Here is a 25729-nt window from a genome sequence, read left to right as displayed (position 1 = left end):
GGGGGTTTAAAATGATTTTATATTTTTATCGAAATTTAAAACTAAAAACTATGCGAAAGATTATTTTAAGTGTGATATTGATCACAATTCTAGTATTATCCATTTTTTCAATTCATCTTTTTACTGAATCTTCAACACTGGGTGCACACGTTGTAGCATTAAAATTAGATACCGGTGATACTGCTTGGATGATAGTTGCTACTGCTCTAGTATTATTAATGACTCCAGGACTTGGATTCTTTTATGGCGGAATGGTTGGCAAAAAGAATGTCATTAGTACTGTATTACAAAGTTTCATGGCTATGGTTATAGTTACCGTATTATGGGTTGTTGTTGGATTTGGATTATGTTTTGGACCATCAATAGGTGGATTTATAGGTGACCCTATGCCAAACTTATTTTTTCAGGGAGTAAGTGCTAATACTGCTTGGGAATTAGCTCCAACGATTCCAATGATTTTGTTTGCTTTATTTCAAGCTAAATTTGCAATTATTACACCAGCCTTAATTACTGGAGCTTTTGCAGAACGTGTTCGTTTCTGGGCATACTTATTATTCATGGTATTATTCATACTATTTGTTTATGCTCCATTATGTCACATGACATGGCATCCTGATGGATTATTCTTCGGATGGGGTGTATTAGATTTTGCCGGTGGAACTGTTGTACACATGAGTGCTGGATGGGCTGCTCTTGCTGGAGCAATGTTCTTAGGAAAAAGAAAAGTACAAAAATCAAATCCTGCTCGTATTACTTATGTATTATTAGGAACAGGTTTATTATGGTTCGGCTGGTTCGGTTTCAATGCTGGATCTGCTGTAGGAGCTGGAAGTCTTGCTGCTCAAGCTTTAGGAACTACTACAGTTGCTGCTGCTGCTGCTGCAATGGGTTGGGTATTTCTTGACAAAATTCTTGGACACAAACTTTCTGCAATGGGAGCTTGTATTGGGGCTGTTGTAGGTTTAGTAGCTATAACACCTGCTGCAGGATTCGTAAGTATTCCTCATGCTATAGCAATTGGTATTATTGCTAGTATTGTAAGTAACCTTGTAGTAAGTAAATTCCCTAAAGGAAAAATTGATGATGCTTTAGATGTATTTGCTTGTCACGGTGTTGGAGGTATGGTAGGTATGCTTTTAACTGGTGTATTTGCTTCAAAATCTGTAAATGCGATTGTAGGAGACAACCAAGGTTTAATTTTTGGTGATGCTACTTTGTTTTTAATTCAATTAAAAGCATTAGTTCTTGTTTCAGTATTTGCATTTTCTGTATCGTATTTCCTTTTCTTTATTGTAAATAAAATTACTCCTTTAAGAGTTTCTGAAGAAAAAGAAGAATTAGGTTTAGATATTTCTCAACACGGAGAATACTTATAAATCACTTTTATAAATTAATTAAAACACTCTGAAAATGAATTTTCAGAGTGTTTTTTTTTGCTTCAATTCAGTTTACAATAAATTAAGTCTATACCTTAAAAGAAAAATACTGCAATAAAATGTACTTATATAAAATTTGCCGACATCCTTAATTTTTATTTTATAGATCCACATCATTGCACAAATAAAATGAATTGCTACAATTAATTACGCTACAGTCAGTATGGGCAAACAAAATTTCTATTTATTCTCATAACAGAACTAAGACAATCAATCTAAATGATATAAAAACTCCATCCCAATAAAATTGAAATGGAGTTAGTTAAAATGCCTCTAGAAATAAACTTTATTGTTTTATTAGTTTCACTGTTTTTTGATTACTCCCTTGACTAATTATTGCAAGATAAGTTCCAAATGGCAACTCTTCACCAAAATTAATTTCCTGTCCGTCGTTTACTTGAATTTGTTTTATTATTCTTCCTATCAAATCATAAACCACTACTTCTACTTTTGAAACACTACCACTTTTCACTTCGATGGTAAACTGATTGTTAGAAGGATTCGGATATACTTTTGGCAAAAACGATAGCGCTTCAATCTTTTCAACCTTGTTTTTAACAATTTTAGTAGTAATCTTAGTGTCATTAATCTCGATAGAGCCGCGCGTAATATTTGAAGCCGCATATCCATCTTGAGACATACCCATTTGATTATCATAAACCACAATTCCTGCTGAAGTTGTAATTACAATTCTAAATTGATCTGGGATTAGACACTTTTTATCATTACATTTTTTACCATCTCTATGATAACCATTATGATTTTCGTCCTTATCATAGCCATTATGATGATCGTTATCATCATCAATATCGCCATCATGTTCATCTTCTCCCTCACATGTTCCATTATCGATTGCAGTTACTATAAAATTATATGTCCCCATATTATTTATTTTACCTGTACCCTTGAATTGAGATTTATTACCCGCTATTACAAGCCATTGGAAAGAAGTACTTTCAAATTTCATTTTGTTTTTTTTCAATTGAAAATCAAGTTCTCCTTGTGGTAAAGTACTTCCTTTCTTGTACTTGATAGAAAATCCAAATCTAGCTTTAGCAATACAAGTCGTATTAAAAGAATACGCTCCCATGGGAGAATCAAAAGAACCATTTCCTGCAGCAAAACCTTTACTTGGATCATACACTGGTAAAAAACCTGGGGCAGATATTGCACATCCATTTCCTGCAATGGCACTTACTCCATAAACCTCTTCAGGCAATCCTTGTATAGTAATTGTAGCTATTCCGGATGCATTTGTTAAAGAAGTCCCTTTTGGCAAACCATCAAGATAGAATGTAACAGATATACCTGGTGTAACAGGAAGTACTTTTACTGTTAATGAAAATGTCGTATTAAACGGTACCGGCGAAATAGTAGTTAAATTTACAGTAATTATAGTTATTGTCAACACGCCATTACTAGACGTTATCGAATAATTACTTAACTTATTGTTTGGATCATGAAGAACTGGGATAATTGGATAAGTACCCGGTAATAAAGTTGCTAATCCTGTCGAATCATAGGTTACTGTAATACCATCACTACCTTGCACACCGGAAATAACACCAGTTAATGTTAAATTCTCACAATATTTAGATTTATTATCTGCAAATACTACAAGTTGAGCTTTACTAATAATAAACTCAAACGAACTAGAACTAGCTTCGTTGTAATTAGCATCTGCTAAAACGGTAGCTGTTACTGTATAACTTCCAACATTCGTTGGCGGTATTACACTCGCTGAATAAGTAGTTCCGCTCACTCCTAAATAACTATAAATTAATGCTCCAGTTGAACCTGTCTTGATTGCTGAAGAAGGTCCTTGTGCACTCCCGTTATAAACAAAAGTATTCAATCCTGAAACACTAACGGTTGAAGCTGCCTTTCCTATTTCAAAATTTTTACTGTCTGCACTTGCTTCGTGATTGGCATCGCCTACATAAGCATAACTTGCTGTGGCTGTTCCTGCATTAATATTGTTCAAATAATTCGCTGTTGGAGTTGTACTCAAATTCGCTCCAGTCACACTAACCGTGGCTGGCGTTTGGGCTGAGCCGGTGTAAGTAAATGGACCTCCGTTGATTGTTACCACTGTGGCAGAAGCTGCCTTTCCTATTTCAAAAGTTTTACTGTCAGCACTTGCTTCATGATTGGCATCTCCAGCATAAGCATAACTTGCTGTGGCTGTTCCTGCGTTGGTATTGTTCGAATAATTCGCTGTTAGACTTTCATTCAAATTGGCTCCCGTGACACTAACCATAGCCGGAGTTTGGGCTGAACCGGTGTAAGTAAACGGACCTCCGTTAATCGTTACCACTGTGGCAGAAGCTGCTTTTCCTATTTCAAAATTTTTACTGTCTGCACTTGCTTCATGATTGGCATCGCCCGCATAAGCATAACTTGCTGTGGCTGTTCCTGCATTGGTATTGTTCGAATAATTCGCTGTTGGACTTTCATTCAAATTGGCTCCAGTCACACTAACCGTGGCTGGCGTTTGGGCTGAACCGGTGTAAGTAAACGGACCTCCGTTGATTGTTACCAGTGTGACAGAAGCTGCTTTTCCTATTTCAAAAGTTTTACTGTCAGCACTTGCTTCATGATTGGCATCTCCAGCATAAGCATAACTTGCTGTGGCTGTTCCGGCATTGGTATTGTTCGAATAATTCGCTGTTGGACTTTCATTCAAATTGGCTCCAGTCACACTAACCGTGGCTGGCGTTTGGGCTGAACCGGTGTAAGTAAACGGACCTCCGTTGATTGTTACCAGTGTGACAGAAGCTGCTTTTCCTATTTCAAAAGTTTTACTGTCTGCACTTGCTTCATGATTGGCATCTCCGCCATAAGCATAACTTGCTGTGGCTGTTCCTGCATTGGTATTGTTCGAATAATTCGCTGTTTGACTTTCACTCAAATTGGCTCCCGTGACACTAACCATAGCCGGAGTTTGGGCTGAACCGGTGTAAGTAAACGGACCTCCGTTAATCGTTACCACTGTGGCAGAAGCTGCTTTTCCTATTTCAAAATTTTTACTGTCTGCACTTGCTTCATGATTGGCATCTCCGGCATAAGCATAAGTTGCTGTGGCTGTTCCTGCATTAATATTGTTCAAATAATCCGCTGTTGGAGTTGTACTCAAATTCGCTCCAGTCACACTAACCGTCGCTGGCGTTTGGACTGAACCAGTGTAAGTAAATGGACCTCCGTTAATCGTTACCATTGTAGTAGAAATAGCTTTTCCTATTTCAAAAGTTTTACTGTCAGAACTTGCTTCATGATTGGCATCGCCTACATAAGCATAACTTGCTGTGGCTGTTCCGGCATTGGTATTGTTTGAATAATTCGCTGTTGGAGTTGTACTCAAATTCGCTCCAGTCACACTAACCGTCGCTGGCGTTTGGGCTGAACCAGTGTAAGTAAACGGACCTCCGTTGATTGTTACCAGTGTGACAGAAGCTGCTTTTCCTATTTCAAAATTTTTACTGTCTGCACTTGCTTCGTGATTGGCATCTCCAGCATAAGCATAACTTGCTGTGGCTGTTCCGGCATTGGTATTGTTCGAATAATTCGCTGTTGGAGTTGTACTCAAATTCGCTCCAGTCACACTAACCGTCGCTGGCGTTTGGGCTGAACCGGTGTAAGTGAAAGGACCTCCGTTGATTGTTACCACTGTGGTAGAAATAGCTTTTCCTATTTCAAAAGTTTTACTGTCTGCACTTGCTTCGTGATTGGCATCTCCAGCATAAGTATAACTTGCTGTGGCTGTTCCTGCATCAATATTGTTCGAATAATTCGCTGTTGGACTTTCATTCAAATTGGCTCCCGTTACACTAACCATAGCCGGCGTTTGGGCTGAACCGGTGTAAGTAAACGGACCTCCGTTGATTGTTACCACTGTGGCAGAAGCTGCTTTTCCTATTTCAAAAGTTTTACTGTCAGCACTTGCTTCATGATTGGCATCTCCAGCATAAGCATAACTTGCTGTGGCTGTTCCTGCATTGGTATTGTTCGAATAATTCGCTGTTAGACTTTCATTCAAATTGGCTCCCGTTACACTAACCGTGGCCGGCGTTTGGGCTGAACCGGTGTAAGTAAACGGACCACCGTTAATCGTTACCACTGTGGCAGAAGCTGCTTTTCCTATTTCAAAAGTTTTACTGTCAGCACTTGCTTCATGATTGGCATCTCCAGCATAAGCATAACTTGCTGTGGCTGTTCCGGCATTGGTATTGTTCGAATAATTCGCTGTTAGACTTTCATTCAAATTGGCTCCAGTCACACTAACCGTCGCTGGCGTTTGGGCTGAACCAGTGTAAATAAACGGACCTCCGTTAATCGTTACCACTGTGGTAGAAATAGCTTTTCCTATTTCAAAAGTTTTACTGTCAGCACTTGCTTCATGATTGGCATCGCCCGCATAAGCATAACTTGCTGTGGCTGTTCCTGCATCAGTATTGTTCGAATAATCCGCTATTGGAGTCGCACTCAAATTGGCTCCCGTTACACTAACCGTGGCTGGCGTTTGGGCTGAGCCGGTGTAAGTAAATGGACCTCCGTTGATTGTTACCACTGTGGCAGAAGCTGCCTTTCCTATTTCAAAAGTTTTACTGTCTGCACTTGCTTCATGATTGGCATCTCCGCCATAAGCATAACTTGCTGTGGCTGTTCCTGCATTGGTATTGTTCGAATAATTCGCTGTTGGACTTTCATTCAAATTGGCTCCAGTCACACTAACCATAGCCGGAGTTTGGGCTGAACCGGTGTAAGTAAACGGACCTCCGTTGATTGTTACCAGTGTGACAGAAGCTGCTTTTCCGATTTCAAAAGTTTTACTGTCAGCACTTGCTTCGTGATTGGCATCTCCGGCATAAGCATAACTTGCTGTGGCTATTCCTGCATCAGTATTGTTAGAATAATTCGCTGTTGGACTTGCATTCAAATTGGCTCCCGTTACACTAACCATAGCCGGAGTTTGGGCTGAACCGGTGTAAGTGAAAGGACCTCCGTTGATTGTTACCACTGTGGCAGAAGCTGCTTTTCCTATTTCAAAAGTTTTACTGTCAGCACTTGCTTCGTGATTGGCATCGCCCGCATAAGCATAACTTGCCGTGGCTGTTCCGGCATTGGTATTGTTCGAATAATTCGCTGTTGGAGTTGTACTCAAATTGGCTCCCGTTACACTAACCGTGGCTGGCGTTTGGGCTGAACCAGTGTAAGTAAACAGACCTCCGTTAATTGTTACCAGTGTGACAGAAGCTGCTTTTCCTATTTCAAAAGTTTTACTGTCAGCACTTGCTTCATGATTGGCATCGCCCGCATAAGCATAACTTGCTGCGGCTGTTCCGGCATTGGTATTGTTCGAATAATTCGCTGTTGGAGTTGTACTCAAATTCGCTCCAGTCACACTAACCGTCGCTGGCGTTTGGGCTGAACCAGTGTAAATAAACGGACCTCCGTTGATTGTTACCAGTGTGACAGAAGCTGCTTTTCCTATTTCAAAAGTTTTACTGTCAGAACTTGCTTCATGGTTGGCATCTCCGGCATAAGCATAACTTGCCGTGGCTGTTCCTGCATTGGTATTGTTTGAATAATTCGCTGTTGGAGTTGCATTCAAATTGGCTCCCGTCACACTAACCGTGGCCGGCGTTTGGGCTGAACCGGTGTAAGTAAACAGACCTCCGTTAATCGTTACCACTGTAGTAGAAATAGCTTTTCCTATTGTTAATATTCCTACTCCAGTTGTAGAAGAATAATTTGTAGTACCAACAATACTTACTGAAACTTTATTTGTATATACCCCAGCACTATTTACTGTAGAAGGAATTGAAGAAAAAGGAACTATTAATGTAGCTACACCAGAAGCGCTCGTATTACCTGTGCCTACTACAGTTCCATCTAAACTGAATACAATAGGCAAACCGGCAATATTTAAATTAACATTAGCACTCAAGCTAATACTTCCTCCATAAATTCCAAAACCAGTAATCGCAGAAAAAGAAGTAGATGCTTTTGTAACATTAAAATTAACAGTTGCCGTTTGAGCAGCATAAGGTGTTGTATCTCCCGCAAAACTTACTTTTAATTTGTTATTCGTTCCATTGTAATTTCCAACTGGAATAGAAATACTTACAGACGATGTAGCCACTCCTAATGCATTTGTAATAGTTGAACCTAAAGAAGTACCATTATTAACACTAAAATCTAAAGTCCTTCCTGGAATTGGATTATTATTACCCACACATAATGTACAGGTTCCATTTGCACCGCTTTGACTAAGTGTACTAGAAAAACTGATAACAGATCCATAAACTGCTGTCGTTGGTGATGGTGAGGATAAACTTGTATTCGCATCAGTAAAAGTCCACTCTGCATGAATTCCTGAACTTTGTCCATTCGCAGTTAATAATAGTGTAGCACCTAATTCATCTTCATCAAATGGAACTAACCACGTTGAATTAATATTCCCACTTGAATCTGCAATTATAACCCATGGTAAATGTGCAGCACTGGTATCATTATCTCCATTTGCGAGAGTATGAATTACCTGTAGGTCGACACTTTCATCTGCCTGAAAACCACTCCCCGTTATAAAAACAGTTGCTCCAGGTGGATAATCCAGTAAATCAGTGGTAACCGTTGCCTGCCCGAAAGCTGTATTTGCAACAAAAAGAATAATCATTAAAAATGCGGATTTACGTAGAAATGTTTTCATATTTATTGATTTAAAATAATAAAATAACGAATACTATATGCCTAACTATAAAATGCAAAATCAATAGAATGGGGTTTCTATTTTTTTAATTTATTTTAGCTGAACTCTTTTTATAATAAATATTTCTTAATAGAAAACACTTACATAATTATCTAAAATTCAACAACTTAAATACTAATTTATATAATTAAGAAGACATTAATCTTATTTTTAATACATTTTCGACTAAAGGATTAAAAAAAACTATTAACTACACATTTAAATTATTTAAACAAAATAAAAGAGACTAATCAAAGAATAAATTTGCTTTAATCGCCTCCCCTAATTTAAATCCATCAAAATTTTATGCAATAAAAAAACCTGCTCAATCACTTGAACAGGTTTTAACTATTTTAAAATTTTAAATTATTATTTTTTAAAATTTGATATTCCGGTTTTTAACCAACTTTCATATTCGTCAACACCAACATAACTTATTGTTGGTTTAAACTCGTTTAGACTATTACCTTTCAAATCCGTTAAAACATACAAAGGTTGCGTATTGGTTTTATATTTCGAAATCATAAAATCAGTCCATTTATCGCCTGTCGTTTCTATTTCAGATCCAGTTGTCTTAGAAATATAATGTTCATTTTTAGGTAATTCACGCTTGTCGTCAACATATAAAGAAATCAAAACAACCTCATTATTCAAAATAGAGAATACACGATCATCAGACCAAACATTATTTTCCATTTTTCTGCAATTCACACAAGCATAGCCTGTAAAATCAAGCATAATGGGCTTGTTTACCGATTTGGCGTAAGCAAGACCTTTTTCATAATCGTCAAAAACAATTAGTCCGTGTGGTCCGATTTTAGCTCCTTCCGGTAAAAGAGCAGTCGAATTTTTAATTCCTGAACCTCCAAAACCCATCGGACTTTCACTATACTCTATTGGAGGTGGAAAAGCATTAATCAATTTTAACGGTGCTCCCCAAAGCCCTGGAATCAAATAAACGGTAAACGTCAAAACCAACAATCCCATTAACAATCTTCCCACTGAAATATGGCCCATAGGACTATCATGTGGCAATGTAATTTTTCCAAATAAATAAAATGCTAATGCTCCAAAAACAGCTATCCAAATCGCCAAAAACACTTCTCTTTCCAACAAATGCAATTGTAAAACCAAATCAGCATTCGATAAAAATTTGAAAGCCAAAGCTAATTCAAGAAAACCTAAAACTACTTTCACTGTATTAAGCCATCCACCAGATTTTGGCAAAGAATGCAACCAACCCGGAAACATAGCAAATAACATAAATGGTAAGGCCAAAGCCAAAGAAAAGCCTAACATTCCAATGATAGGTGCGATACCGCCTTTGGAAGCAGCATCAACCAAAAGGGTTCCCACAATAGGTCCTGTACAAGAGAAAGACACTATTGCAAGAGCTAATGCCATAAACAATATACCTATTATACCTCCCCTATCGGCTTGGCTGTCTACTTTATTTGCCCATGAATTAGGCAACATAATCTCGAATGCACCAAGAAATGAAGCGGCAAAAACAATCAATAAAATAAAAAATATGATATTAAACCAAACATTAGTAGACAACGCATTCAGCGCATCGGCACCAAAAATCCAGGTTACTAAAAATCCTAATACAACATAAATGAATATTATGGAAATCCCATAAACAATAGCATTTCTAATCCCTTTTGCTTTTGTTTTACTTTGTTTGGTAAAAAAGCTTACTGTCATAGGAATCATCGGGAAAACACAAGGAGTAAGCAATGCAGCAAATCCTGATAAAAAAGCAATAAAGAAAATAGACCACAACCCTTTTTGAGTAGCTGGTTTTGCAGCCTCATTTTTTGTTTTTACAGGAATAACGGTCTTATTTACTGCTGGTTTTGAAACTATTGCATCCACTTTTACAGTATCAGTTTTGATAACCTCAATAGGCTCTTTTGAATTTAATGGAATAGTAAACGTGAATTTTTTCTCTAAATTAATACAAGCATCTTTGCAAACTTGATAATTCAAGCTAACTTCAATTTTAACAATCTTAGGGTTTGTTATTTTTATTTCTTGCTGAATTTGCGCTTTATCATGAAAAAAAGTTTCATTTACCCCAAAAACATCATTGAAAGCGGTAGTCGTTTTACTTTCCTTAGCTTTGCCCACTAAAGTAAAATTGCCTTTTTGATCTTTAAAGATAATTTCCAAAGGCAGTGGCCCACCATCTGGTGTAAACTGTGAGTACATATGCCAGTCTTTTTCGATAACGGCATTAAAACTTAACAAATAAGTATTTTCAGATTTTTTTTCAATTTTAGTAGTCCATTTTGCAGGATCAAGAATTTGGGCATTTCCTTTGGCGAAAGCTAAAAAGGTAAAAAAGATAAATAATAATTTTTTCATTATTGTAATTCTATTTTAAGTATATTTTTTGTGTCGTTTTCTATTCTAAAACGGTTATCCTGACGGATACCAACAATCCAAATAATTTCATTTTGGGAACATAAAAGCCAAGTGTTTTCTTTCTCAATCAATGATAATTTCTCATCCTTGAATAACTTACTCACTTTCTTGGATTTGCCGTCCATCCCAAAAGGCTGAAAGACATCTCCTTCATTCCAATGTCGTAAAATCAAAGGAAATTGTAATTTAGTGGCATCTACAAAGATAGTTTTATTTGAAACGATACTAATGTCAGCTACTTTACAAAACGAAAGATTTAAGGGAATCTTAACTTCTTTCTGATTTACTTCGATTAAAAACTCCTCCTTTTCATTTACGAAATTTATTGGACTTAGGATTAATGAATCTCTGTCTTTCAATAATCGAAACTCTGAAGAAAAAACCTGTTTACCTGATTGGCTTTCGACCAAATCATAAATATCATCCCATGCCGAAAATCCAAATTCTTTCAGCCATTGGTACAAATACGATTTGTAATTGGGCAATTTCATCAATTTATTTAAATCAAAATGAATGTTTTCCTCCTTCTGCTTTGCTACTTGTTGATATACAATTATAGCTGCATCCTCAACCATAGCTTGCGCTTCTTGCAAATATATTTCCGTTTTATGAAAAGAAGAAAGGAAATTTGGATTCAATTCCTTTAACATTGGTACTACATGATGGCGTATTTTATTTCGAAGGTATTTATCCGATGCATTACTGCTGTCTTCTCGCCATTGAATCGTATTTTCTTTAGCATAAGCTTCAATTTCTTGTCGGGAAAACAATAAAAATGGCCGAATCACATTCTCGTTTTGCTCTGGAATTCCGTTTAAACCTTCCAATCCTGTTCCTCGTGTAAGATTTATTATAAAGGTTTCAATATTATCATCAGCATGATGTGCAGTGATAATATAGTCAAATTTTTCTGTTTCCAATAATTCATAAAACCAATTGTAACGCAACTCGCGAGCGGCTACTTGAGTAGAAAGTTTATAATCCTTAGCAAATGCTTTGGTATCAAATTGCGTTATAAATACCGGAATATCATTTGCAACAGCATATTCTTTCACAAAATCCTGATCACCGAAACTTTCCATTCCGCGAAGTTGAAAATTGCAATGTGCGATACCAATTTTATATTCTAATTGCTGAAATAAATGCACCATAACCATGCTGTCTATACCGCCGCTTGTGGCAAGAAGTAGTCTTTTCCCATTCAAAAATTGAAAATTGTGAAGAAGGTGATTTTGGAATTTCTGTAGCATATTCAAAAGTAATTAATTCATTTTGATTTAGCTTAAAACTTCTCGCATAGCTTTAGCTTTAAGCAAACATTCCTCATATTCCTTCGCCGGAATTGACTGTGATGTTATAGCACTTCCCACTGAAAAAGAAACATATTTTTTCTCCTGATTGTACAAGATACTGCGGATTACTACATTGAAATCAAAATCACCACTTGGCGTAAAATATCCTACTGCCCCGCTATACAATCCTCGTTTTGTTTCTTCCTGTTTTTCGATAATTTTCATTGCTGAAATTTTTGGTGCTCCGGTCATACTGCCCATCGGGAAAGTAGTTTTTATAGCATCAACCGCAGTATATTGAAGATCTAATTTCGAAGTAACTGTAGAAATCATTTGGTGTACTTGCAAAAAAGAATATATTTTGCATAACTCGGTTACCGTTACAGAACCTTTTTGTGCTGTATGCGACAAATCATTTCGGACTAAATCAGTAATCATAATATTCTCAGAACGCTCTTTTGGGTCTGAAGCCAATTGAGTTTTAGATTTTTCATCTTCCTCTGGATCCGAAAATCGTTTTGCAGTCCCTTTAATAGGCTGAGAAATAATTAATTCTCCTTCTTTTTTCAAATAACGCTCTGGAGAAGCTGAAAGCAAAAATTGGGTATTATTCTTAAAAAAAACAGCGAATGGCGCCAGAGAAATTTCGTTCAATTTTATAAACTTTTCAATGGGATCAATTGTTGTATTTTCTGCAAAAAACTCCATGCAAAAATTAGCTTCGTAAATATCTCCGTGGTGAATGTGTTCTAATATTTTGGATACCTTTTCGAGATATTTATCTTTTGAAATTCGTTGTTGAATTGTTACTATTTCTTCTATTTCGAATTTCGAATTTTGACTTTCAACTATATCTTCAAAATCTCCATCAACCTCATCATCACACATATTAAGATATCGAATTTCTAGTACATTTCCTTTCAACAAAAATAATTTCTTAGGCTGAAAGAAAAATAAATCTGGAAAACTCAGTCCGTCAAAATTATTAGATTGCAATTGCTCTACATCATTTTTTAAATCATATGATAAATAACCAAAAAGCCAGTCTTTGGTAATTTGCTGGTATTGTTTTAAATCTTCAAAAGCATTATGATAATCTGTTTTTATAGAAGTAAAAGCGTCTACTGCAAGCAAACAATCGTAACTAGAATATCCCTGCGGATAGTCATTACTATCCATGAAAACGACTTCACGGAATTGTTGCGACCAAAGTAAAAGTTGCTGCTTGAAGGCGGACAGATCGGATATTTGCTTATAAATTGAAACTCTCAAAAACGATTTATTTTAGAATTCAAAATTACAATAAAAAAATTCCATCCAAGAAGCAGTATCCAAAAATTAATGGCACGATTTTTATTACAAAAAGAATGACTGTACGTACTTAAATTGATCTGACTATTGATAAAAAATTACTTATCCGTTTTTAATAAAAACAACTCGATTAGCTCTAATTAGTAAATCATTTTTAATCAATATTTAAAATCAATTCTCTATGAAAACAATTGTAAAATTAAGCGTAACATCGTTCGCAATTATCACATTACTATTTTCCTGTAAAAAAGGGGAAGCTCAAGCTGAAGAAAGAACACTCGAATCGTCAACTAAATCAACTGCCGCCATATCTTCATCAGCAGCGGTTGAGAAAAAAGGAGATAATCGAAAATTTATTCGGACAGCAGACCTTAAATTTAAGGTGAAAAATGTACCACAATCAACATATGCAATCGAAAATGCAACCAATAAATTTGGAGGATATGTTACCTACACTAATTTACAAAGTACTATTTCAGACCAAATAGAGACCAAAATAAGTCAAGACAGCATTCTGGAAACTACAAAGTTTTCAGTAGAAAACAACATTACTATCCGAGTTCCAAATACCAAGCTCGATACCCTGATAAAAGTGATAGCAAAACAAATTGCCTTTTTAGACTATCGACTGATAAAAGCAGATGATGTTTCCATACAAATGATAAAGAACCAATTGATACAAACCAGAAAAAAAAATCATCAAAAACGATTGGAAAAAGCCATTAATACTAAAGGCAAAAAACTGAATGACATCACAATCGCCGAAAGTGATTTAGAAGACCAAAAGGAACAAAATGATTCCAGCAAAATCGAAAACCTATCGCTACAAGACCAAGTAAATTTCAGTACATTAAAGTTGCAAATCTATCAACCTGAATCGTTAAAACAGGAAAAAATTGCGAATACTAAAGATAAAAGTGACTATCAAACGAATATAGGAATTGAAATCCTGGATGCACTGAAAAATGGTTGGTATATGCTTAAAGAAATTATTGTTTTTATCTTCAATTTTTGGGCAATTCTGTTAATAGGAACCGTTGGTTTTATTGTTTATAAGAAATATTTGCATAAATAAAATCAAAACTGTTAAAAATCAATCGTTTTCGTTTTAAAAAATTAATTATCTTTATATAATAATTTGAAAACTAATTCAGATGAATTAGGAAATATTTGTAAATATATGGTTGTCAAAAGGAAGTTGATTTTAAATTCCTTTGAAAATTTACAGATAAGAATACAAGAAGAACTGATTGCTAGTGATACTGAAAGCAGCGAAAAAGGAGATGAAATAGTTAAAAATGCAATTGATACTGGCTATTTATAAAACGACAAGATGATGGATGAATATGCAGGTATAACTGATTTATAGGTGTACCAAATGTGAAATCTTGTGTAGGAATGGAAATACTATGCCAACGATAGTAAATTTTAATGTGTAACCTATAAAACCATATATCATGAAAATTGCAATCATTATTATTCGATCTTTACTTGGGCTACTTTTCCTTTATACCTCAATTAGTTTTTTTTTACATCTATCCCCTGAGGCTGAAACAACTGGAAACTTCAAAGCATTTAGTGTCGGTTTAATGGCGTCTACTTATTTGATGCCATTAGCAAAATCTTTGGAATTTCTTTGCGGGTTATCATTTATAACCGGACGATATGTAACATTGGCTAATCTTATCATTTTACCTGTAACTTTAAATATATTATTAATCAATTTTTTCTTAACACCACAAAATCTACCAATTGCATTATTTGTGTTTTTTGGAAATATCTTTTTAATCTTTAGCCATTGGGAAAATTATAAAAGTGTATTTGTGGCTAAATAATCCAGTATTATAAAACAAGAAACCCGCTTAGATAGCGGGTTTCTTGTTTAAAAAGATATTTTTTAATTACACATGTAAAGCTCTGTTATCAGTAGCAGCTAATGCAGCTTCTTTTATTGCTTCTGCAAATGTTGGGTGTGCATGAGACATTCTTGAAATATCCTCAGCAGATGCTTTGAATTCCATTGCAGTAACTGCTTCAGCAATTAAATCCGCACAACGAGCACCAATCATGTGAACTCCAAGAACTTCATCTGTTTTTGCATCAGCAAGAATTTTTACAAATCCGTCTAAATCTCCTCCTGCTCTTGCACGACCTAAAGCTTTGAAAGGGAAACTTCCTGATTTATAATCTACTCCAGCGGCTTTCAATTGCTCTTCCGTTTGTCCAACTGCAGCGACTTCTGGCCAAGTGTAAACAACACCGGGAATCAAGTTGTAATCAATATGTGGTTTTTGACCTGCAATAATCTCAGCAACCATAGTTCCTTCTTCTTCGGCTTTGTGCGCTAGCATAGCTCCACGAACTACATCTCCAATTGCATAAATATTAGGAACGTTGGTTTGCAAATGATCATTTACTTCAACCATTCCTCTATCTGAGATTTTCACGCCTGCTTTATCAGCATTCAATCCATCAGTATACGGACGACGACCCACAGAAACTAATGAATAATCTCCTTCCAGCGTAATTGTTTCTCCTTTTGCATTTTCAGCTTGAACTACAACGCCTTCGCCATTTCTTTCTACTGATTTCACTTTGTGTGAAACGTAGAATTTCATACCTTGTTTCTTCAATACTTTAGTCAATTCTTTAGATAATGAAGCATCCATTCCTGGAATGATTCTGTCTAAATATTCTACAACAGAAACTTGCGCTCCCAATCGTAAATACACTTGACCTAATTCAATCCCAATTACTCCACCACCAATAATTACCAAATGTTTTGGCACTTCTTTAAGTTTCAAAGCTTCAGTAGAAGTAATGATTCTTTCTTTATCGATTTTGATAAATGGCAAAGAAGAAGGTTTAGAACCTGTTGCGATTATGATGTTTTTAGCTTCGATAGTTTCAGAAGTTCCATCTGCTTTTGCAACAGCAACGTGTGTAGCATCAACAAACGAACCTAATCCTTCAAGAACTGTAATTTTATTTTTGTCCATTAAAAATTTCACACCACCCGAAGTTTGATCAACAACAGCTTGTTTACGTGCAATCATTTTTTCAAGGTTCACTTTTACTTCTCCGGAAACTTCAATTCCGTGATCTGCAAAATGAGCAATTTCACTGTAATGATGAGAAGAAGCAAGTAATGCTTTTGAAGGAATACAACCTACATTTAGGCAAGTTCCTCCTAGAGTGGAATATTTTTCAATAATTGCTGTTTTGAAACCCAATTGTGCACAACGAATCGCTGATACATATCCGCCTGGTCCAGAACCTATAATGACTACGTCAAATGAACTCATAGTATATTTTTTTATTGTGTTTTTATAAAATGTTGCACAAAATTAAGGAATTAAGTTTTGTTTAAAGTTTAATTTACAAGGTTTTTTGTTATGAATTTTTAGCAATTCGTATTTACATACCGTTGAATACCTACTTAAATTCGCATATATACTAAATATCAACAACGGTTGTATTTTTCACTTCGCTAATCATAAAAGTGCTGTGGGTACTTCCAATATGCTGTAATGTGGTGAGTTTTGTGACCAAAAATTCTCGGTACGCTTCCATATCTTTAACTATTATTTTCAATATGTAATCATAATCGCCACTCACATGATGGCATTCTATCACTTCTTTTAGTTTTACAACTTCACTTTCAAACTTAGTAAGAAACTCTTTGGTATGTTGTATTAATTTAAGATGACAGAAAACCACAAATCCTTTCTCAACTTTCGACCGATTGACTAATACAACGTATTTATCGATAATCCCTTCCCTTTCCATTTTTTTAATGCGTTCGTAAACGGCTGTTACAGAAAGATTAAGTTTTAAGGACAATTCCTTGGTCGTCTTCTTACTATCTGTTTGTAATAAAAAAAGCAACTTTTTATCAATTGAATCTAATGTCATTTTATTGAAAAATTTGGAATGGATAAATAATCTATAAAATTCTTATTTGAGAAGCTAATTTAGAAAATTAAATTACATAATTAAACTATAATAGTTTTAAAATCCAATATTAAACGATATGATTGATTATTAATCTATAACGCTGTTATTTTGAATAGATTTTATACAGACCGAAATCCCTAGCCCTGATAGCAGCGGCATCCTTTCTAATCCTGAACTTGTTTCAGGATCCTGAAACAAGTTCAGGATTAGAAAGATACAGCGAATAGCAGGAATAGCTTCAAATAACAAAAAATAATTATGAAAAATTTCAATCCCGCAGACAACATTCAGGATTTACAGTACTTTGGTGAATTTGGTGGTGTGAATCCATCGATTTCTGATTCCTCAACCTATACTTTCCTCTCGGCAAAGACCATGTTTGATACTTTTGAAGGTAATATGGAAGGCTGTTATTTGTATTCTCGCCATTCCTCTCCAAGTAATTTGTATTTAGACAAAGCATTGGCCGCAATGGAAGGAACGGAAACAGCCAATGTTTCAGCTTCAGGTATGGGAGCAATAACGCCTACGCTATTGCAATTATGCGGAACGGGTGATCACATCGTTTCCAGCAGAACAATTTACGGTGGAACATATGCTTTCTTGAAGAATTTCGCGCCGAGATTAGGTATCAAAACCACTTTTGTTGACATCACAAAATTAGATGTTGTAGAAGCTGCTATTACTTCGGAAACTAAAGTTTTATATTGTGAAACAGTTAGTAATCCTTTGCTGGAAGTGGCTGATATTGCCAGTTTAGCAAAAATTGCAAAAAAATACAATTTGAAATTGGTTGTAGATAATACTTTTTCGCCCTTATCAGTCTCTCCTGCACGATTAGGTGCTGATATTGTGATTCACAGTTTGACAAAATACATCAACGGAAGCAGCGATACGGTGGGCGGTGTAACGTGTGCTTCGCAAGAATTTATCGATAGTTTAAAAAATGTGAATAGTGGTGCCAGTATGCTACTTGGACCAACAATGGATAGTTTACGTTCGGCGAGTGTAATGAAAAATTTGCGCACATTACATATTAGAATGAAACAACACAGTTACAATGCGATGTATCTGGCAGAACGTTTTGAAAAAGACGGACTGAAAACAGTTTATCCTGGATTAGCAAGTCATCCAAGCCACGAAATCTATAAAACGATGATTAATCCGGAATATGGTTTTGGCGGAATGATGACACTTGATGTTGGAACTTTGGCGAAAGCCAATGAATTAATGGAATTGATGCAGGCAAAAAACCTCGGTTATTTGGCAGTGAGTTTGGGGTTTTACAAAACCTTATTTAGTGCGCCGGGAACTTCTACTTCAAGCGAAATTCCAATGGACGAACAAATAGCAATGGGATTGACTGATGGTTTAATTCGGTTTTCTATAGGTTTAGATAATGATATTGAAAGAACCTACCAGATGATGAAAAAATGCATGATAGAATTGAATGTACTCACATAAGAATCTGTTTTGATGGAATAGTTTTTTTTTAGTTTGTTGTAGTTTGTTGAATCCGTTTGAAAATATATTTCGAACGGATTTTTTTTATAAACAAAAAAATCGTCTTGCTTACACAAGACGATTTACTTTATAAATATTTAAAATTTAAACCTCTTTCAAATTCAACTTACTGTTGTTACGGCTGAAGCTAAAATAAATCACTAAACCTATTAACAACCAAATTGTAAAATAAATCCAGTTCCAAACACTTAGTTCTGCCATCATATACAAACAACAGATTAAACCAAGTAATGGAATTAATGACAAATTTTCCTTAAACGACCAAACGGATAGTCCAACCAAAACAATCAGAAAAATCCACATTGGTATTTTATGTTTAAACAATCCTAAACCACTTTCATACTTAACTGAATCTGATACTGGTAAACTGGCAATTACACTAGCATATTTCGCATCATCTTGTTGGTATTGACTTAGCAAAAATTCTAAATCCGGCGTACCTGTTGTCGCATTTTTAGCATCAACACTTACTAAATAATCATATACTTTTTGAGTTTCTTCTTTATTTAATGATGTAATTATTGCTGCTGAACTATTGATTTGGGTTTCATTAGTAATGAAATCCATTGTGTTTTTTTTGTTGTATCCAAAAGCAAAAACCAATCCCATTATCATTAAAACTGGCATAATGAATTTTGAATTCACGTAAGGTGTTTTGAATTTTCCACGAGGAATATCGGTTCTGTTTTGCAAAGCCAAAACTCCTGCACAAACCAATACGAAAGCAAACAAAGTCCCAATACTACATAAATCTGTAACCATGGTTAAATTCAAAAACAAAGCAGGTATTGCCACTACAAAACCAGTAACAATTGTAGCGTAAGAAGGTGTTTTGAATTTTGGATGTACTTTAGAAAAACGCTTCGGCAATAATCCATCACGACTCATACTCATCCAGATACGAGGTTGTCCCATTTGAAAGACCAATAAAACACTTGCCATGGCAATTACAGCACTTACAGCAATTATTCCCGACATCCATTTTAAATGCAGTTTATCAAATACAAATGCTAATGGATCTCCTACATTCAATTCATTGTAGCTTACCATACCAGTTAATACTAATGCGATTGCAATATATAAAAGGGTACAAATAATAATGGCCCACATCATTCCTTTTGGTAAATCGCGTTGCGGATCTTTACATTCTTCAGCAGTTGTAGAAATTGCATCAAACCCGATATAAGCAAAGAATACGGCCGAAACTCCTTTTAAAACGCCTGAAACTCCATTAGGCGCAAACGGATGCCAATTATCAACATCTACATAAAAAATCCCTACTGCTATTACTAAAAGTACAATGCATAATTTAACAACTACCATTATATTACTTGCATTACGAGACTCTTTCATACCGCGGTAAACCAAAGCCGTAATTAAAACAATAATTAATAAAGCTGGTAAATCAGCCACAAGGTGAAAGGAACCAATAACAGGTGAAGTAGTCCATGCTGTATATGCCGCTTGTGTTGCTAAACTTAGATTTTCAAATGTTTTCCCACTTTGCATTAAAGCTGTTGCATCTTTAAAACCATTGGAAGCCGATAAATAATCCATTTGGGCATATTGTGGAAGATGAACCCCCATACTATCGAGCAATCCGGTAAAATAATCACTCCACGATATGGCAACGGTTATATTCCCTACTGCATATTCCATTATTAATGCCCAACCAATAATCCAAGCGATTATTTCTCCAAAAGCTACATAAGAATAAGTATAAGCACTTCCGGAAACAGGGACCATCGAAGCAAATTCAGCATAAGCAAAGGCCGCAAAACTACAGGCTATGGCAGTAAACAAGAAAAGAAAGATAACTGCAGGACCTCCATCAGCACTTGCTTTTCCTATAGTACTAAAAATACCGGCTCCTACGATTGCTGCAATTCCAAAGGCGGTTAAATCACGAGCGGTTAAATGCTTTCCAAGTGCATTATGCCCATCCGCATTATTCTTTTCGACCTGTTTTAGAATGTCTTGTACTGTTTTCTTTCTGAATAAACCACTTAATGCCATATTGTAAATTTTATCATTAAAAATTAATCTGTCGTAAATTTTACGGTTTAATCCGAAAATAACGTAAATTTTATAAAAAATCAAATATATAAAACAATTTCAATATTAGAAATTTTAAGGAAACTATTTTGTTTTTAACTTCACATCTCATTCCATATTTCGTTTTTTTAACCATTAAAAAATATCAAATCAATATTTAATAGCCCTAATTTTTACGAAATAACAGATATAAAACAAAACTTTTAAACTAAATTCATTTTTTACAAATATTACACATTTAATGTTCCAAAACAAGTACTATCCTATTTTAAATATGACTTTAAAACTGATACCGGATGCAGCGCTTTTCTATTGGTACCGTCAAAAATCTGATGACGACAACTTGTCCCAGCAGCAGCAATGGTTATAGTGGCATCAGTCGCTCTGATTTTTGGAAACAAAGTATCTTCTCCCATTTGCATACTAATGTCATAATGCTCTTTTTCATATCCAAAAGAACCTGCCATTCCACAACATCCCGAATTATAAATCGTAACCGAACTGTTTTTTGGTACATTCAACATAGCAAAAGTCGCTTCAATAGAACTCAATGACTTTTGATGACAGTGCCCATGAATTTTTATTGTTCGCTCCGCATCAGAAAATTGTTCAGAATGAATTTTTCCAGTTGTAATCTCATTTTTAAAAAACTCTTCGATGGTAAATACATTTTTGGATAATTTTTCGGCATTGTCTTTATCATCTACCAAACGGATGTATTCATCCCTAAAAGTTAATATCGCCGATGGTTCTATTCCTATTAAAGGAGAATTATCAGTAATTATAGTCGAAAAAACAGCAACATTTTTATTGGCAATTGCTTTTGCTTCTTCCAGAAAACCTTTGGATATAAAAGCTCTTCCACTTTCCTCATGATCCACGACAATTACTTCATAGCCAATTCCTGTCAGTAATTCGTAGGCATCTATTCCTACCGAAACATCGTAATAATTGGTAAACTCATCACAAAACAAATATACTTTTCCGTTTGCAAAAGAAGTACTTGGCGCTTTTGATTTATTTTTTTTATACCATTTTCTAAAAGTAGTCGGAGCCAATAAAGGAACTTCTCTTTTTGGAGCAATACCCATACTATTTTTTACCAAAGGTAAATTAACTATAAAATTAGTAATCGAAGGAGTAACGCTCCCCAGGTTATTTAATTTAGAGTTGAAAGCAAATATTTTATTCCGCAATGAAAATCCGTTTGCTTTTTGGTATTGATACAAAAATTCCGATTTTAAAGCAGCTACATCTACATTACTTGGGCATTCGCTTGCACAAGCTTTACAACTTACACACAATTCAAAAACTTTATATAATTCTTCGTGATTGAACTTATTGTCTTTTTCTGAATGCGTCAAATATTCTCGCAGCGCATTGGCTCTGGCACGAGTCGTATCTTTTTCATTCCGTGTAGCTCGATAACTTGGACATAAAGTACCGCCAGCCGAAGGTAATTTTCTGCAATCTCCTGAACCATTGCATTTCTCAGCAGCACGCAAAATCCCCATACTATCAGAGAAATCCTGAATCGTTTTGATATCCGGTTCAACCCTTCCCGCTTCTACTCGAAGGTTTTCATCCATTTTGAAGGCATTTACAATTTTTCCAACATTTAAAATAGTATCTGGATCAAAAGCCTTTTTTACTCGCTTTAATAATTCGTAATTCTTTTCTCCAATCATAAAAGGTAAAAACTCACCACGAACTATTCCGTCTCCATGTTCCCCACTCAATGATCCCCTATATTTTTTTACCAAAATAGCTACTTCGGTAGCGATATTTCTAAATTGGTGCAATCCTTCTTTCGTTTTTAAATTTAAAACAGGTCGCAAGTGAATTTCTCCGGCTCCGGCATGGGCATAATAAATGGCGCTCTGGCCATGACGCTGCATCATTGCGGAGAACTCGGCAATATAATTGGGTAAATCACTTAACTCGACAGCGGTATCTTCAATAGAATCAGCTGCTTTATCATCACCAACAATACTTCCTAAAAGCCCGAGACCTGCTTTACGCAACTCATTTATTTTATCAATATCAGAGCCGTAAATTTTAGGTAAAGCATAACCAAAATTATTTCTTTCTAGATCTGCTATCAAAGCATTAGCTTGTGATTCGGCATCTTCCATGCTATGATGAGACGCTACTTCAAGCATAATAACTGCTTTTGGTTCCCCTTGTATAAAAAACCTGTTTTTGGCTTGTTCTCTGTTTGTTTTAGTACAATCTAATATGGTGTCATCCATCATTTCACACGTGTACAAATGATGTTTCATCGCTGTGACTACGGCTTCTAAACTTTCTTGAATGGTATGAAAATGCGCTACTACCATGACATTATTCGTTGGCGGTAAATCATCCACTTTCAACGTTATTTCTGTAGTAAATGCTAAAGTTCCTTCGCTTCCACAAAGTAATTTCCCTAAGTTTATTGTTTTTTCTGTTCCTGAAAACAGTTCTGATTTTAATAATAAATCTATAGCATAACCCGTATTTCGCCTGTGAATTTCTGGTTTTGGAAACTCCTTTACAATTTCTTTCTGGTTTTCTACATTCGAAAGTTCCTCATAAATTGCTTTATAAATTGTGTTCTCAAGTGTATTTCCTTTTGCTTTTTCCAAGAATTCTTCCGAAGTCAAATCTTTGAATACTGCGGTACTTCCATCACTCAAAACAGCTTTTAATTCCACAATTTTATCTCGGGTTACGCCATAACGTATTGATGTAGTTCCCGATGAATTATTCCCTACCATCCCTCCTATCATACATCGATTTGAGGTAGAAGTATTGGGTCCAAAAAACAAACCGTGTGGTTTCAAGAACAAATTCAGTTCATCACGAATCACTCCTGGTTGTACCGTTACCGTTTTTTTATTTGCATCGAAAGCAACAATCTTGGTAAAATATTTCGAAACATCAACAATAATTCCGCTACCTACGGTTTGTCCTGCCAATGAAGTTCCGGCAGTTCTAGGCGTTATTGAAATTTTATTTTTTGCTGCAAAGCGAATAATTTTGATAATGTCTTCTTCATTTTTTGGAAGTGCTACGGCAAGTGGCATAATTCTATATGCCGAAGCATCTGTGGCATAAAGTGTTTTATGAAGATTATCATATAAAAGTGTTCCTTCTAATGATTGAGACAATTGTTCTAGTTGAAGTGAGGTTGGCATGGTTGATACATTATATTTCATAAAAGCTGATACTACAGCATTATTTGACAAATATAAATATATAGCGTATTATATGACCGAAAATCAAATAAGAAAAAATCAAAAAAAATTATCTTTTGAGATAAAGTATTTTTTTTTAAAAATACTTTGGCAAAGAAATTGCGCTAGTAAAATAAGTCAAATTTTATACCTATTTTATCTGGTAAATTTCACTAAAAAAACTATTTTTGAATACTTTATAAAATAAGATCCTAATGAAAAAATGCAAGCTTGTCATAATACTTATTTCGTTCTTTTTACTTTCGTTTTCGAATGTAAAAGCACAAATGATAGCTACAAATCCTAAAAATGAATTTAGAGCAGTTTGGATAGCAACTGTTGTTAATATTGACTGGCCAAAAAGCAGCACGGACAATGTTAACAAACAAAAAGCTGATTTTATTGAAATTTTAGACAACTATAAAAAACTAAATTATAACGCCGTTATCGTTCAGATTCGAAGTGTTGGTGATGCCTTTTATCCTACTGAATTAGCTCCTTGGTCTCGATTTTTGACCGGAAAAGAAGGACAGGCGCCAAAACCATATTTCGACACATTAGCATGGATGATAAACGAAACGCATGCCAGAGGCTTTGAATTTCATGCTTGGCTAAACCCCTATCGTGCCACGATGGATTTAAACACAGCAATCTTAAGTCCTAAACATGATTTTTACCAACATCCCGATTGGATGATTAAATATGGCGGTAAATATTATTACAATCCAGCGCTTCCAGAAGTTCAAGACCATCTATTGAAAGTAGTAAATGAAGTGGTTAAAAACTATGACATTGATGCCATTCATTTTGATGATTATTTCTATCCATACAAAGTAAAAGGAGACTATTTCAATGACACTGCAGCTTTTGTAAAATATGGAAACAACTTAAGCTTAGAAGATTGGAGGCGATCTAATGTGAATAATTTTGTCAAAAATGTTTCCATTTCCATCAAAAACATAAAACCTTGGGTACAATTTGGTATCAGCCCGTTTGGAGTTTGGAGAAATAAATCAATGGATCCAAAAGGCTCAGAAACGGAAGCGGGACAAACAAATTATGATGATTTATTTGCCGATCCAATAGCGTGGATGCAAAACAAATGGATTGATTACCTTGTTCCTCAATTGTATTGGAGCATGGATCATCCTAAAGCTTCGTATTCAAAACTATTGCGTTGGTGGTCCGAAAACTCGACTAATACGGCAATTTACATTGGAAACGGAACTTATAAAATAAATACTGATTCTGATAAAAGATGGAATAATCCAAATGAAATTCCAAATCAAATTGACATTACCCGTAGTTATAAAAACATTCAGGGAAATGCTTTTTTTAGTGCCAAATCCTTTTTAAACAGAAATCAAACCGTAACGCAACTACTGTTAGAAAATCAATATAAATACCCTGCGCTTCCTAATGTTGTACCTAATTCCATTAGAAAAGTAGTTGATGTACCAACAGTCAATACCATCGTAAAAAATGCAGTTTCTTCTAGCTTCAATGTAAAATCCCCTTTGAACAGCAAAATTCGCTATGTCATGGTATATGGATCAAATGCAACTACTAAAATTGATATTAATGATCCAAGTCAAATCATTGAAAAAATACCGTTTCAAGAAAAAAGTAATGCTGTCGAAGTAATTATACCCACTTGCAAACTAGATAAAAATAGCTCCTGCGCCATTACATTCATAGATTTTTATGGTAATGAAAGTGAGCCAACTTTAGTGAACTTTACACTATAAAATTTGAATT

At 35.2% G+C, this 25729-nt stretch carries 14 protein-coding genes; 6 read left to right on the top strand and 8 right to left on the bottom strand.

Annotated features, from left to right (window positions below; genetic code table 11):
- Window positions 1-50: 50 nt before the first annotated feature.
- Complete coding sequence (locus tag T410_RS10650; protein ID WP_035674376.1) at window positions 51-1376, top strand: ammonium transporter; 1326 nt, start codon at window positions 51-53, stop codon at window positions 1374-1376.
- A gap of 346 nt (window positions 1377-1722) precedes the next feature.
- Here T410_RS10650 and T410_RS10645 read toward each other — a convergent pair whose 3' ends face one another.
- The 4 genes from T410_RS10645 to T410_RS10630 all read right to left on the bottom strand — a co-directional run bounded on the left by T410_RS10645 (window position 1723) and on the right by T410_RS10630 (window position 13178).
- Window positions 1723-8145: a T9SS type A sorting domain-containing protein gene (locus tag T410_RS10645; protein WP_035671471.1), complete on the bottom strand. Its 6423-nt coding sequence runs from the start codon at window positions 8143-8145 to the stop codon at window positions 1723-1725.
- A gap of 408 nt (window positions 8146-8553) precedes the next feature.
- On the bottom strand, window positions 8554-10554 hold the full coding sequence (locus T410_RS10640) for a cytochrome c biogenesis protein CcdA (protein WP_035671469.1): 2001 nt from the start codon (window positions 10552-10554) through the stop codon (window positions 8554-8556).
- Window positions 10554-11864 carry a tRNA lysidine(34) synthetase TilS gene (gene tilS / locus T410_RS10635; RefSeq protein ID WP_035671466.1) on the bottom strand — a complete coding sequence of 437 codons (1311 nt, stop codon included), beginning with the start codon at window positions 11862-11864 and terminating at the stop codon, window positions 10554-10556. The genes T410_RS10640 and tilS overlap by 1 nt, the downstream gene beginning before the upstream one ends.
- A 27-nt stretch (window positions 11865-11891) precedes the next feature.
- A complete protein-coding gene (locus tag T410_RS10630) occupies window positions 11892-13178 on the bottom strand; it encodes an anthranilate synthase component I family protein (RefSeq protein WP_035671462.1) in 1287 nt (428 codons plus the stop codon).
- Between the two features lie 220 nt (window positions 13179-13398).
- Here T410_RS10630 and T410_RS10625 point away from each other — a divergent pair, with 220 nt between their 5' ends.
- The 3 genes from T410_RS10625 to T410_RS10615 all read left to right on the top strand — a co-directional run bounded on the left by T410_RS10625 (window position 13399) and on the right by T410_RS10615 (window position 15052).
- Window positions 13399-14292 (top strand): DUF4349 domain-containing protein, encoded by an 894-nt coding sequence (locus T410_RS10625; RefSeq protein WP_035671460.1) that lies wholly within the window; start codon window positions 13399-13401, stop codon window positions 14290-14292.
- Between the two features lie 63 nt (window positions 14293-14355).
- Entirely contained in the window at window positions 14356-14541 is a 186-nt protein-coding gene (locus T410_RS10620) for a hypothetical protein (RefSeq protein WP_035671458.1), read from the top strand.
- A 133-nt stretch (window positions 14542-14674) separates the two neighbouring features.
- Window positions 14675-15052 (top strand): DoxX family membrane protein, encoded by a 378-nt coding sequence (locus tag T410_RS10615; RefSeq protein WP_035671456.1) that lies wholly within the window; start codon window positions 14675-14677, stop codon window positions 15050-15052.
- Between the two features lie 66 nt (window positions 15053-15118).
- Here T410_RS10615 and lpdA read toward each other — a convergent pair whose 3' ends face one another.
- Both lpdA and T410_RS10605 read right to left on the bottom strand, forming a co-directional pair.
- A complete protein-coding gene (gene lpdA / locus T410_RS10610) occupies window positions 15119-16522 on the bottom strand; it encodes a dihydrolipoyl dehydrogenase (protein WP_035671453.1) in 1404 nt (467 codons plus the stop codon).
- Window positions 16523-16673: 151 nt separating this feature from the next.
- Window positions 16674-17132, bottom strand: a complete 459-nt coding sequence (locus T410_RS10605; RefSeq protein ID WP_035671450.1) for an Lrp/AsnC family transcriptional regulator — start codon at window positions 17130-17132, stop codon at window positions 16674-16676.
- Window positions 17133-17432: 300 nt separating this feature from the next.
- Here T410_RS10605 and T410_RS10600 point away from each other — a divergent pair, with 300 nt between their 5' ends.
- Window positions 17433-18638 carry an aminotransferase class I/II-fold pyridoxal phosphate-dependent enzyme gene (locus tag T410_RS10600; protein ID WP_035671447.1) on the top strand — a complete coding sequence of 402 codons (1206 nt, stop codon included), beginning with the start codon at window positions 17433-17435 and terminating at the stop codon, window positions 18636-18638.
- Between the two features lie 144 nt (window positions 18639-18782).
- Here the strand turns inward: T410_RS10600 and T410_RS10595 are convergent, their stop codons facing one another.
- Both T410_RS10595 and T410_RS10590 read right to left on the bottom strand, forming a co-directional pair.
- Window positions 18783-20714 carry an amino acid permease gene (locus T410_RS10595; RefSeq protein WP_035674373.1) on the bottom strand — a complete coding sequence of 644 codons (1932 nt, stop codon included), beginning with the start codon at window positions 20712-20714 and terminating at the stop codon, window positions 18783-18785.
- A 302-nt stretch (window positions 20715-21016) separates the two neighbouring features.
- Window positions 21017-23932, bottom strand: coding sequence for an FAD-binding and (Fe-S)-binding domain-containing protein (locus tag T410_RS10590; RefSeq protein ID WP_035674371.1), 2916 nt, complete (start codon window positions 23930-23932; stop codon window positions 21017-21019).
- Between the two features lie 254 nt (window positions 23933-24186).
- On the opposite strand from T410_RS10590, the gene T410_RS10580 reads away from it, so the two are divergent.
- A complete protein-coding gene (locus T410_RS10580; protein ID WP_035671442.1) occupies window positions 24187-25719 on the top strand; it encodes a glycoside hydrolase family 10 protein in 1533 nt (510 codons plus the stop codon).
- Window positions 25720-25729: the final 10 nt, after the last annotated feature.

The organism is Flavobacterium sp. 83 (assembly GCF_000744835.1).
Lineage (GTDB): Bacteria > Bacteroidota > Bacteroidia > Flavobacteriales > Flavobacteriaceae > Flavobacterium.
This window is presented reverse-complemented; position numbering and strand designations above follow the sequence as displayed.